General features: G+C 41.8%; 8 protein-coding genes. 7 read left to right on the top strand and 1 reads right to left on the bottom strand.

The annotated features are described in order from the left end of the window. Positions 1-276 precede the first annotated feature (276 nt). From SLH46_RS03425 to scpA, 6 genes are all read left to right on the top strand, one after another. Positions 277-1,941: a hypothetical protein gene (locus tag SLH46_RS03425; protein WP_320279748.1), complete on the top strand. Its 1,665-nt coding sequence runs from the start codon at positions 277-279 to the stop codon at positions 1,939-1,941. 45 nt (positions 1,942-1,986) lie between these two features. Continuing rightward, positions 1,987-2,601, top strand: a complete 615-nt coding sequence (locus tag SLH46_RS03420) for a cytochrome c3 family protein (protein WP_320279747.1) — start codon at positions 1,987-1,989, stop codon at positions 2,599-2,601. Further along, complete coding sequence (locus SLH46_RS03415; RefSeq protein ID WP_320279746.1) at positions 2,588-3,478, top strand: 4Fe-4S dicluster domain-containing protein; 891 nt, start codon at positions 2,588-2,590, stop codon at positions 3,476-3,478. Before SLH46_RS03420 ends, SLH46_RS03415 begins: the two co-directional genes overlap by 14 nt. A 56-nt stretch (positions 3,479-3,534) precedes the next feature. After that, complete coding sequence (gene dsrP, locus SLH46_RS03410) at positions 3,535-4,785, top strand: sulfate reduction electron transfer complex DsrMKJOP subunit DsrP (RefSeq protein WP_320279745.1); 1,251 nt, start codon at positions 3,535-3,537, stop codon at positions 4,783-4,785. A 232-nt stretch (positions 4,786-5,017) separates the two neighbouring features. Next, positions 5,018-6,880 (top strand): methylmalonyl-CoA mutase family protein, encoded by a 1,863-nt coding sequence (locus SLH46_RS03405; protein WP_320279744.1) that lies wholly within the window; start codon positions 5,018-5,020, stop codon positions 6,878-6,880. Positions 6,881-6,893: 13 nt separating this feature from the next. Further along, entirely contained in the window at positions 6,894-9,050 is a 2,157-nt protein-coding gene (gene scpA, locus SLH46_RS03400) for a methylmalonyl-CoA mutase (protein WP_320279743.1), read from the top strand. 349 nt (positions 9,051-9,399) lie between these two features. Here scpA and tnpA read toward each other — a convergent pair whose 3' ends face one another. Next, complete coding sequence (tnpA, locus tag SLH46_RS03395) at positions 9,400-9,864, bottom strand: IS200/IS605 family transposase (RefSeq protein ID WP_320279742.1); 465 nt, start codon at positions 9,862-9,864, stop codon at positions 9,400-9,402. A gap of 393 nt (positions 9,865-10,257) precedes the next feature. On the opposite strand from tnpA, the gene SLH46_RS03390 reads away from it, so the two are divergent. Then, positions 10,258-12,330: a M28 family peptidase gene (locus tag SLH46_RS03390; RefSeq protein ID WP_320279741.1), complete on the top strand. Its 2,073-nt coding sequence runs from the start codon at positions 10,258-10,260 to the stop codon at positions 12,328-12,330. Positions 12,331-12,515 lie beyond the last annotated feature (185 nt).

Here is a 12,515-nt window from a genome sequence, read left to right as displayed (position 1 = left end):
GACCCTGTACCGCTCAAGAAAAGTCAGGTAAAGCGGGGCTGTGGTAATAGAATGATTTTAACTTGCTCCAAATTGACATTTATCACAGAAGATCTTGATATTCAAATGGCAACTGCTTTTTATCATAGTAAAACAGTAGGATAATTCGATCAATTCTCTTAATTTTAAACTGACACGATCTGAAAACAAAATGATAGCCGGCCAAGAAGCTTGGTTTCTATCAATTATACTGCCTGAGAGCTGTTTGTATTCTTCGTAACCTGACATTTTTGGACCATGCAAAAGGACAAATCCGATTTCCTGGAAATTGAACTCCTCAGAAAAGATATTTTTGTCCTAACCCAACGTTTAAACCGTGTTGAAACCAAACTGGAAGAACTGCAAACAAAAGGGGATTCGAGCAACAAGAATGTCCCTGTTGAACAAGTTGAAGATTTTGATGTACAATTTTCTTTCAAAGAAAAAGGCTCCATAGAGTTTGGAGTTGGAGAATCAGGAATGGCCTGGTTAGGCAACATTGTACTTTTTATTGGTATTACCTTTCTTGGTTCATACATTCAAAATACGGGCTCAGCAATTCTTTCTTCGTTTGTAGGATTTGTTGCTGTGACAGGATTATATATAAGTTCATGGCTTACGCGCCGTTCTTACTCATTTCTTTCAAAACTATTTGCTTTTAACGGCCACTTACTGATCTTTTATTTCACCCTGCGTCTGCATTTTTTTCAGGAAAATCCATTAATAAAAAGCGAGACTTTCGGCCTGATCCTTTTGTTTCTGGTGAGCTATTCGTTGTTGTACATTTCATACCAGAAACAATCAAAGATAATGTCGGCCATCGTTCTTATCATGTTGCTGTTTTGCGGAATTTTAGGAAAAGAAGTAAGTATTGTATCGGGAGTAACTTTACTTGTTGCAATTATTTCTATGTTTTTATACTACCGCTTTGGGTGGCTGAAACTTACATTTGCATTCATTTTCCTGGTTTATCTCGCCCATGTAAATTGGCTGATCAACAACCCGGTACTGGGCAATAATCCTGAATTTATTCCCTCACCAGGTTTCGGTTACTGGTTTTTTATTCTAAGCTGGTTTAGTTTCTCCATGCTGGCACTCATTCCTCGCAAAGAAACAAATTCAAACGAATTTGTTATTGCTTCGGTGGTATGGAACGGACTTGGTTTTATCGTAATTCTCGGTCTGATCGTCGTTACCTACTTCACCGAAAATTATATCCCAATATTTGTCCTGCTGACCATTTTCTGCCTCATCTATTCCGTAGTTCTAAAACTATATTCGACATTAACCATCACTGCTCCAATGTACGTGCTCTTTGGATTTTTGTCGTTAAGTGTTGCCATCTATGGCATTTTCGGACTACCCGAATCGCACTCGTTTTTTGCACTCCAAAGTTTGTTGGTTGTGTCGATGGCCTTGTGGTACCGCTCGAGATTTATTGTGATAATGAACACGCTCCTTTTTCTGACATTACTTTCGGTTTACCTTTCGCAAAATGAAAGCCAAAACCAGATTAACCTGTCGTATATGCTTGTGGCTTTTGTGTCGGCGCGCATAATCAATTGGAAAAAGGAACGCCTCAACATTAAAACAGAAATGGTTCGCAACCTTTATCTGCTGACAGGCTTTGTAATGACGCTCGTAACTTTTCACCATTTATTCCCCGTATCATACAATACCGCGTCGTGGATTTTTGCAGCAGTACTTTTCTTCATCGTAAGCCTGCTGCTAAAAAGAAAAAAATACCGCTGGCTGGCTATCGCATCGCTTGTTGCTTCGGCCATTCGACTGTTATTCGTCGACATGAAAAACGTAAATATCGGATACCGTGTTCTCATATTTCTTGCTCTGGCTATTATTTCGATTACGGTATCCATCTTATACACAAAATACTATAGCAAAAAGAAGGAAGACCTGGAATGATTCCTTCCCTGAGAATAAAATTCGCAACTGACTAATCAAACAAATATGAAGCTCAAAAAAAATCAAAATGGTCCATTACTCCTCATGGTTCTGGGACTATTTATTTTCTGGTACAGTTGTTCAAATCAATCCTCTGATGCTGACAACCCGGAAATAAATTATTCTACAGAACAAAGCACAGTTAAAACAGCCAACATCACAGAAATTGCCGTTGAAGCCCCCCCATTAACCGATGGCATTTTCCCTTGCAATGATTGTCATTCGGAGATAGAACCCAATCCGGACAGAAGAGAATTGGTAGATATGCACGATGATATTACTGCAATGTTTAACCATGATAGTAAAAACCGATGGTGTCTGGATTGCCACGACCTTAACAACCGCGATTCGCTTCGTTTAGCCAGTGGACAATTACTGGATTTTAAAGAATCGTACAAATTGTGCGGACAGTGCCATGGATTAAAACTTCGTGACTGGAAAGTAGGAGTACACGGCAAAAGAACCGGCGAATGGAACGGGAAAAAGGAATATTTGCTTTGTGTGCATTGTCATAATCCGCATGCGCCAAAATTTGAGCCACTAACACCGGAGCCCCCGCCGGTAATGCAGGAAAGTATTAGCTACATGAACCTTAAAGTGAACGACGATGAAACAGAATAAATCAAGACGGTCTTTCCTGAAAAATATATCCCTTGCTTCACTGGCTACACTTACCGCTACCGGATGTAACATGAAAGAACTGGAGGAATTTTTCCAGCGAAACTTCAGAACATTGTCAGATAAGGAGAAGGAAGACATCATCAGGAATTTGGAGCAGAAATACATAGAGAAATACAACAAGGAGTTTCAGGTTTCGGCAGAACCGGCAATGGAGCAGGTTGAATTTGCTTATGGACTCGATTTATCAAGATGTATCGGTTGCCGCAAATGTGTTTATGCCTGTGTCGGCGAAAACAATCAATCGCGGTCGCCACAAATTCACTGGATTCAGGTGCTTCAAATGGAAAAGGAAAAAGGAGTTGATTTTGCCCATTCCGATGTGCATTACAACCCGGAGAAGGTTCCTGAGAAAGGACACTTTTATCTGCCTGTTGCCTGCCAGCAATGCCGCACTCCGCAGTGTACAACCGTTTGCCCGGTAAAAGCAACCTGGCAGGAACCCGATGGAATTGTTGTAATCGATTATAATTGGTGTATTGGATGCCGGTATTGTATGGCAGCCTGCCCATACGGAGCGCGACACTTTAACTGGGGCGAACCGGAAATACCCGAAGAAGAACTCAATACCGACATGCACTATTTGGGAAATCGCCCAAGGGTAAAAGGTGTAGTTGAAAAATGTACTTTCTGTATTCAGCGAGTACGAAAAGGCAAATATCCGTCGTGTGTTGAAATTTGTCCGGTTGGAGCCCGCAAATTCGGGAATCTGCTCGATCCGGAAAGTGAGATCAGATACATACTCGAAAACAAACGGGTACTGGTGCTTAAAGAAGAGTTGAACACACAGCCGCGGTTTTACTATTTCTTCGGCGTTTAACACGTTTCTGCAAGCTATTAAAAAAAGAATTTAAGGAATAACTAAGAATTTTCGCTATGAATTTTATTCGCTTTATAAACGGGAGTGTCAAATTAATCCTAAAAGGATCCAAGGCTTATTACACCTGGTTGTTCTTTCTTATTGCACTGGTACTTTGGGGAGCATTTGGTTATGCTGATCAGCTGAAAGACGGCCTGATTACAACAAATATGCGCGATTCCGTTTCGTGGGCCTTTTATATTGGCAACTTCACGTTTCTGGTGGGAATTGCAGCTGCCGCAATTATGCTTGTAATTCCGGCATACATTTACAACTGGAAACCCATAAAAGAAATCGTGATTTTTGGAGAATTACTCGCTGTTTGTGCAGTAATTATGTGTATTGCATTTATTGTTGTCGACATTGGAAATCCCCTGCGTTTCTGGCACATGCTTCCACTGCTGGGCACCATGAACTTTCCTTATTCAATGCTCTCGTGGGACTTTTTCTTCCTGCTCGCCTACCTTATTGTTAACCTCACCGTAGTTACACATCTCTTGTATTCCATTTTCTACAAAAAACCCTACAATAAAAAAATGGTACAGATCATCGTGCTAATTAGTATTCCTATGGCCGTTGGAATTCATACGGTAACTGCATTTTTATACAATGCTTTGCCTGCCCGCCCGTTTTGGAACAGCGCCTTGCTGGCACCAAGGTTTTTAGCCTCTGCGTTCTGTTCGGGACCGGCCATACTTATTATTCTATTTCAGATACTCCGTAAAATCACCAAGTTCGAAATTCAAGACAAAGCAATCTGGACCATCGCCGAGTTGATGGTATATTCCATGTTTATCTATTTGTTTTTCACCATTGCCGAACTCTTTAAAGAGTTCTATTCGGGTACTGAACACCTGTTGTATTGGAAATACCTGCTATTCGGAATTGACGACTCGAAAGAAATTGTGCCTTACAGTTGGTCATCCATAACGATGGGATTTATAGCCTTTGTGCTCTTCCTTATCCCCAAAACCCGCAAAAATTTTGTGACGCTAAATATTGGAGCTGTGTTAATTTACGCCAGTGTGTACGTTGAAAAAGGAATTGCCCTGATTATCCCCGGATTTACTCCAGATGTTTTGGGCCAAATTTACGTTTACACACCTTCGATGACGGAAATCAGAACGGCAGCAATGATCTTTTCGCTGGGATTTTTACTGTTTACATTTCTGGTAAAAATTGCCATTGCCATTGTTTTTGAGAATTATAACATATCTGACATTAGCAAAAAAGAAACGCATTTAATTCGGGAAATACCAACGACATAGAAATACAATTTATTTACATTTCGCACGCATAAAGTCTGTATTTATACATTTACAGACTGCTTTTTTTAACCTAAAAATTGAGAACAAAATGTTTATAGTTTAAGCAAACCTTAAGCCCAAACGATCATTAACATGATTTTTGTTAACATTAGTCAAAAACCATAGTGATATTGAGGTGCGTACATTTAAAACCCCTAATTTTGCGACTCGATTTTCAATAACAATTTTCAACATGGCAGATAAAGAGCAAAAACTGTTCACCGATTTTGCACCCATCACAACAGAAGAGTGGGAAGCAAAAATTAATGCCGATTTAAAAGGCAAAGACTACGAGCGCTCTCTCGTTTGGAAAACTTACGAGGGATTCAAAGTACGCCCGTATTACCGTCAGGAAAACCTTGCAGGAAAAGACTACCTGGAAAACTTACCGGGAGAATTTCCATATGTGCGGGGAAACAATAAAACCAACAACGATTGGTTCATTCGTCAAAACATCTTTGTTACCGATTTTGAAGAAGCTAACAAAAAAGCTTTAGAAGTTCTTGGAAAAGGTATTACTTCATTGGGATTCCTTTTCAGCGAATGTGGTTCGGTTACCAAGGAAAGCCTGGGAGTGTTGCTAAAAGACATTTGTCTGGAAGCAGCCGAAGTTAACCTGGTTTGCCCTTGCGATAACAACCACTGCGCTGAAGCTTTTGCAGCTTACGTGGCAGAAGGAAGCTGGGATAACGATAAAGTGATCGCTTCGGCATCACTCGATCCTATCGGAACTTTCACTTTAAAAGGTAAAATTGAAGAAGATGCAGTAGCAAAACTGGTTCCGGCTGTAGAGGCTGCAAAAGCCGTTAAGAATTTCCGCGTAATTGGCGTTCACGGAAAATTCTTCGCAAACAGCGGATCATCTATCGCTCAGGAGTTGGCGTTCGCGCTGGCACAGGGAGCTGAGTACTTAACACAACTCACCGAAGCCGGTGTTAGTGCTGACGATGCAGCTAAAGCGATTAAATTCAACATGGGTATCAGCAACAACTATTTTATGGAAATAGCCAAGTTGCGTGCCGGCCGACTTTTATGGTCGAAAATTGTTGAAGCTTACGGACCGGAGTGCAAATGTTCGGCAAAAATGATCGTTCACAGCGAAACTAACCGTTTCAACAAAACGGTTTACGATCCGTATGTAAACATGCTGCGTACACAAACCGAAGCGATGTCGGCCACTTTGGGTGGTGCACACTCGGTTACTGTACTTCCTTTTAACGCTATTTACGAAGAAACTACTCCATTCTCGGAGCGTATCGCTCGTAACCAGCAAATCCTGTTAAAAGAAGAATCGCATTTCGATAAGATTGCCGATCCTTCAGCAGGTTCGTACTACATTGAAACACTTACTGAAGCGTTGGCCGACCAGGCCTGGGAACTTTTCCTTGCTGTTCAGGAAAAAGGTGGTTTCATTGCGGCGTTCAAAGAAGGTTTTGTTCAGGCAGAGGTAAAAGCAATGGCTGCTGACCGTGATAAAAAAATCGCACAGCGTCGTGAAAACCTGTTAGGAACCAACCAGTTCCCTAACTTCACTGAGAACATGAAAGCTGATTTCGACGGTTCGTTGTTCGAAGCGGTTGATCTGGCTGAAGAAGGTGCTGAAGTGGAAACACTGAAACCTTACCGCGGTGCTCAACCATTTGAAGCATTGCGCTACACAACCGACATGTACTCGCGCGAAAACAAACGCCCACTGGCATTTATGCTTACCATGGGTAACCTTGCTTTCCGCAAAGCGCGTGCACAGTTCAGCTGTAATTTCTTTGCAGTTGCCGGTTTCGATGTACAGGATAATAACGGATTCGCAACAGTTGAAGAAGGTGTTGCTGCAGCAAAAGCAGCAGGCGCCGACATTGTTGTAGTTTGTAGTTCGGATGATGAGTATGCTGAGATTGTTCCTGCAATTGCAGAGCAATTGGGTGAAGAAATTTTGGTGGTTGCAGGTGCTCCTGCTTGTGCAGACGAGTTGAAAGCAAAAGGCATCACAAACTTCATTCATGTAAAAAGCAATATTTTGGAAGAACTGAAGGGATATCAAGACAAGTTGGGAATCTAAAAAAAGCAGTACAATGAAACCGAATTTTAAAGATATAAATATCAAAGCAGCGGCGGCACAGAAAGACCTGGCCGACTGGACTGCAAAAAATAACATTAAAAAAGACTGGGTAACACCGGAGCAGATTCCTGTAAAACCGGTTTACACCAAAGAAGACCTTGAAGGAATGGAGCACCTGAACTATGCAGCAGGTTTGGCACCTTACCTTCGCGGACCTTACTCGGCAATGTACGCTATGCGTCCCTGGACAATTCGTCAGTACGCTGGTTTCTCAACTGCCGAAGAATCAAATGCATTCTACCGTCGTAACTTAGCGGCCGGTCAGAAAGGTTTGTCAGTGGCATTCGACCTTGCTACACACCGTGGATACGACTCTGATCACGAACGTGTGATTGGTGACGTTGGTAAAGCAGGTGTGGCTATCGACTCTATCCTGGATATGAAGATCCTTTTCGACCAGATTCCTTTGGATAAAATGTCGGTATCGATGACCATGAACGGCGCTGTTCTTCCTGTATTGGCATTCTACATCGTTACAGGTTTGGAACAAGGCGCTACTCTGGATCAACTTTCAGGAACAATTCAGAACGATATTCTGAAAGAATTTATGGTGCGTAACACATACATTTACCCACCTGAGTTCTCGATGAAAATTATTGCCGACATTTTTGAGTATACTTCTCAAAACATGCCGAAATTCAACTCGATCTCAATTTCGGGTTACCACATGCAGGAAGCAGGTGCAACTGCCGACATTGAAATGGCTTACACGCTTGCCGACGGATTGGATTACTTACGTACAGGTGTTAAAGCTGGTTTGGATATCGATGCTTTTGCTCCACGTTTGTCGTTCTTCTGGGCAATTGGTATGAACCACTTTATGGAGATTGCAAAAATGCGTGCTGCTCGTATGATTTGGGCGAAACTGGTTAAACAATTTAACCCGAAAAACCCAAAATCGATGGCATTGCGTACACACTCGCAAACTTCAGGTTGGTCGTTAACTGAGCAGGATCCTTTCAACAACGTTGGTCGTACAGCAATTGAGGCAATGGCATCAACATTGGGTGGAACTCAAAGTTTGCACACAAACGCATTGGACGAAGCGATTGCTTTACCAACCGATTTCTCTGCACGTATTGCACGTAACACTCAGTTGTACATCCAACAGGAAACTGAAATTTGTCGTTCGGCCGATCCATGGGCAGGTTCGTACTACGTTGAAGCATTAACGCACGAACTGGCACAAAAAGCATGGGCGCTTATCGAGGAAGTTGAAAAACTGGGTGGTATGGCCAAAGCAATTGAAACAGGTGTTCCAAAGATGCGTATCGAAGAAGCTGCAGCACGTGCACAAGGACGTATTGATGGTGGATCACAAACAATTGTAGGTATTAACAAATACCGTTTGGAGAAAGAAGATCCGATCGACATTCTAGATATCGACAACACTGCAGTTCGTAAATCGCAAATCGAGCGTTTGGAAAAACTGCGTGCTGAGCGTAACGAAGAAGACGTACAAAAAGCGTTGGCGGCAATTACAAAAGCTGCCGAAACAGGCGAAGGCAACTTGTTGGCTTTGTCGGTTGAAGCCGCTAAAAAACGTGCTTCGTTAGGTGAAATTTCAGACGCTTGCGAAAAAATCGCAGGACGTTACAAAGCAGTAATCAGAACTATTGAAGGCGTGTATAAAGCAGAAGCACAAGACAAGTCGGAGTTCCAGGAAGCTCAGGCTTTAGCGAAGAAATTCGCAGAAATGGAAGGTCGTCAGCCACGTATTATGATCGCCAAAATGGGTCAGGACGGACACGACCGTGGTGCAAAAGTTGTTGCTACCGGGTACGCCGACCTTGGTTTCGACGTGGACATGGGACCATTATTCCAGACTCCGGAAGAAAGTGCTAAACAAGCCGTTGAAAACGACGTGCACGTTGTAGGTGTTTCTTCACTGGCAGCCGGTCATAAAACACTGGTTCCTGCCATTATTGCTGAGCTGAAAAAACTGGGTCGCGACGATATTATGGTTATCTGTGGAGGAGTTATTCCTGCACAAGATTACCAATACTTGTACGATGCAGGTGCAGTTGCAATTTTTGGCCCTGGTACCAGCGTTGCAGGTGCTGGTAAAAAAATCCTTGAGATTTTGATCGAAGCTTATAAAGAAGACTAAGGGATTCGCGGTTTTCAACCGCGAGCACGGAGGTTACAAACCTCCCAACCCGTTAAGATATAAAGCCGGTTCCGTTTGGGACCGGCTTTTATTTTGCCTGAAATATCCAACCCGTACCGGGTTGTGTTCGCAACATCTTACGTTGTTGCTACTAAAATCGAACGCATACTGCGTTCATTTTCTTTTCGGTAGATTAATTCAATTGAATAAACTCGGTACGAGTTTGATTTTAATAGCAACAGTATCAATAGCAATCCTTAAAAAGAATCCGGTACGGATTTGATTATAGTAATAGCTCCAAATTACAACGGCAAAACCAAAACCCGGTACGGGTTTGATATACCACCGGCTAATCAAAAAATTCAAACAGATAACTGGTATCGAAATCCACCTCAAACTTCTTCAGGAAGTCAAGATATTCCTCCCGAAATGTTTTCTTTCGATGATGTTCCTTCTGATTCAAAATGTAATTCACCACCCTATCAATCTGCGATTTGCTGTATGAAAAACAACCATACCCCGCCTGCCATTGAAACTTCCCCGGAAACCAATTCTTATCGTTTATAAAATTCGACGATGCACGTTTTATTTCTTTAATTGTTTCCGATGGTGAATGCTTTGGATTGAAACTCATAAAAACATGAACATGGTCGGGCATTCCGTTAACAGCGTAACTTTTATGCCCCATCGAATTGATTAATCCGGCAATAAACGGGAAGACTTCTTTTTGATAATCTGGTTGAATCAAAGCCTCTCTGAATTTAACTGCAAAAACAAATTGAATATAGATTTGGGTGTAAGTGCCTGGTGACATTTTTCTTTTAAAGGTACAAAACTGAACATGAAATATCCAACCCCTGTCTGCCGACAGGCAGGCGTACCGGGTTGCGTTTGCAACATTTTACAATGTTGCTATTATAATCGAACGCATACTGCGTTCTTTTTCATTGCATTCTAATTCTTTCAATTAATTTAAAACTCGGTACGTGTTTGATTATAGTAACAACACCAACCACAATCCAAAAAAAGAATCCGGTACGGATTCGATTAAAAGAATAGCACACAAAAAGATGCAAAACAAAAAATACATCGAGCGATTTATCACAAAACTCAACATTGGCTTACAATAATGACATCAATCAGCTCGCAAAAATGAAATTATGCTACTTTTACCGACACAATTAAGTCATAATTAAAATCATCTACAATGAGAAAAAAGCTCTGTTCTATTTTACTATTTCTGTTCAGTATTAGTAGTGCATTCGCACAATACACACCGTATTACCAGTACACCTTGCTGCCTCCCGAAGTGATGGATGAAATCATCGGGGAATCATCAGGCGAAACGGCAATAAATCATGTCATTGAAATGGTTGGTTATCAACGCAACCGTCCTGCAAGCGAATATGATTCAGCATACTTCCGCGAAGGCAAATATGTGTTAGACAAATTAAATGAATATGGAATTGCCGGGGCAAAAATCGAACGTTTCGACGGCGGTGAAACCTGGGACGGAATAAAAGGCGAACTATGGGAAGTAGAACCGGGAAGAATAAAACTGGCCGATTATAAAGACATTGCACTTTCGTTGGCAGAAGGAAGCAAACCAACCGATGTAACAGCCGAATTGATTTGGGTAGAAGAAGGTCTGGAAAACGACTTTGAAGGATTGGATGTAAAAGGCAAAATTGTCGTAACATCAGGAACCGTTAGTAGGGTGCATAATACAGCTGTAGATAAAGGTGCTCTTGGTGTTGTTGCCTTTGGCTCGAGCCGCGAGCTAACTGCTCCACTTGCTATTCCTGCAAGTGGAATCAGAGGCGAAAACGCAACTTTTGGTTTTTACCTCACACCACGTGAAGGTTACAAATTGCGCGACCGTTTGATTCATGGCGAAAAAATTAAAGTACATGCTGTTGTCGAGTCGCAAATGTTGCCCTATGATTTGCAGGTTCCAACCTGCGTTATTCCGGGTTTCGATCCTGACGCCGGCGAAGTTATTCTTTCAGCACACATTTTCGAAGGTTATACCAAACAGGGAGCCAACGACAACGTTTCGGGCGGTGCGGCCATTCTTGAAGTGGCTCGCATTATAAACCAGTTGGTTGCCGACGGTCGTATTCCACAGCCAAAAAGAAGCATCCGTTTTATTTGGGTACCTGAATTCTCGGGAACAATTCCATGGGTAAGTGCGCATGCAGATATTATGGAACAAACGCTTTGTAACATCAACCTCGACATGGTTGGACTGCATCTGAAAAGCAACAACTCGTTCTTTAGCATGATGCGCACCACGTTTGGGAATCCGCACTACATAAACGATGTAATGGAAAATTACTTTGTATACATGGGCGAAGTAAACCGCGAAATTCTTGCCAACAGGAAAAACAAAAGAATTGCCAACCAGATTATCGCTCCTAGCGGAACCGACGACGCATTCTATTATCAGATCGAGCAACATTACGGATCTTCTGACCACGAAGTTTTCAATAACTGGACAACTCATGTACCGGGAGTTATGCTGATTACCTGGCCTGATATGTATTACCACACTTCGCAGGATACGCCAGATAAACTCGATGCCACACAAATGAAACGTGCAGCAGTTATTTCTGCAGCCGGTGCTTATAACATTGCTTCGGCTGATGAAGAAATGGCCGGATCGATTGCGGAAACTTCATTTACTTACGGATCGAAAAGAATGGGAATTGAATTGGGTCGTGCTTTGGATGAATTGAAATATGCCGATGCTGAATCGTTTGAATCAACTTGTAAAAAAGTAAAAGCCTATCTGGAAACAACTTCCAATAACGAGTTGGCAACACTTCAATCGGTAACAGAACTGGCACCTAACAGTAAAACGCTTGCCACACAATTGGAAACACTATCTGCATCAACGAAACAGCTTTTCGATGCAAACACAGTAGTTCTTGATAATCAAATTACTCTGGCAGCGGCAAAACTTGGTGTTAAAGTTCCTACGTACAAGCTTACAAAACTTGAAAAAGAAGCCAGCGAATTTATTCCTGTTCCTTCTGAAAAAATCAAGGTTGGTGCTTACCGTGTTGAAGGTGCGGTGCGTGAGTTACCAAAAGAAATTCAGGAAAAATATGCATATAAAAACATTGCAAGTACTACCGAACTTTGTACTTTGATAAATGGCAAAAACAGTGCTTTGGATATTAAAAAGATGCTTGATACCGAAAATAAAGAAGCCTCGGATTTGCAAGACATTTTAAATTATTGCGCGTTGCTGAAAGAAGCAGGACTTATTAATTAAATGATTTCATGAAATAGATTCATCGCATGACTCCAAGTCATACGATGAATAAGAATAGTTGAAGCCGGTTCCGAAAGGGGCCGGCTTTTTTATGGAATAAGCAATTAAACGTAGGTTTCAATTCTCGGCTCTGTCTCAACCTCCCATTTTTAAAAAATTTCAAAAAAAATCGGATTCAATGTAAC

The sequence above is a fragment of the Draconibacterium sp. IB214405 genome (assembly GCF_033963885.1).
Lineage (GTDB): Bacteria > Bacteroidota > Bacteroidia > Bacteroidales > Prolixibacteraceae > Draconibacterium.
The sequence above is the reverse complement of the archived record's forward strand: the minus strand, read 5'-3'. Positions and strand labels throughout refer to the sequence as shown.

What these genes read in the sequence shown, in the direction of transcription:
- SLH46_RS03425 (WP_320279748.1), top strand. Translation starts at nt 277, where the DNA reads ATGCAAAAGGACAAATCCGATTTCCTGGAAATTGAACTCCTCAGAAAA.
- SLH46_RS03420 (WP_320279747.1), top strand. Translation starts at nt 1,987, where the DNA reads ATGAAGCTCAAAAAAAATCAAAATGGTCCATTACTCCTCATGGTTCTG.
- SLH46_RS03415 (WP_320279746.1), top strand. Translation starts at nt 2,588, where the DNA reads ATGAAACAGAATAAATCAAGACGGTCTTTCCTGAAAAATATATCCCTT.
- dsrP (WP_320279745.1), top strand. Translation starts at nt 3,535, where the DNA reads ATGAATTTTATTCGCTTTATAAACGGGAGTGTCAAATTAATCCTAAAA.
- SLH46_RS03405 (WP_320279744.1), top strand. Translation starts at nt 5,018, where the DNA reads ATGGCAGATAAAGAGCAAAAACTGTTCACCGATTTTGCACCCATCACA.
- scpA (WP_320279743.1), top strand. Translation starts at nt 6,894, where the DNA reads ATGAAACCGAATTTTAAAGATATAAATATCAAAGCAGCGGCGGCACAG.
- tnpA (WP_320279742.1), bottom strand. Translation starts at nt 9,864, where the DNA reads ATGTCACCAGGCACTTACACCCAAATCTATATTCAATTTGTTTTTGCA.
- SLH46_RS03390 (WP_320279741.1), top strand. Translation starts at nt 10,258, where the DNA reads ATGAGAAAAAAGCTCTGTTCTATTTTACTATTTCTGTTCAGTATTAGT.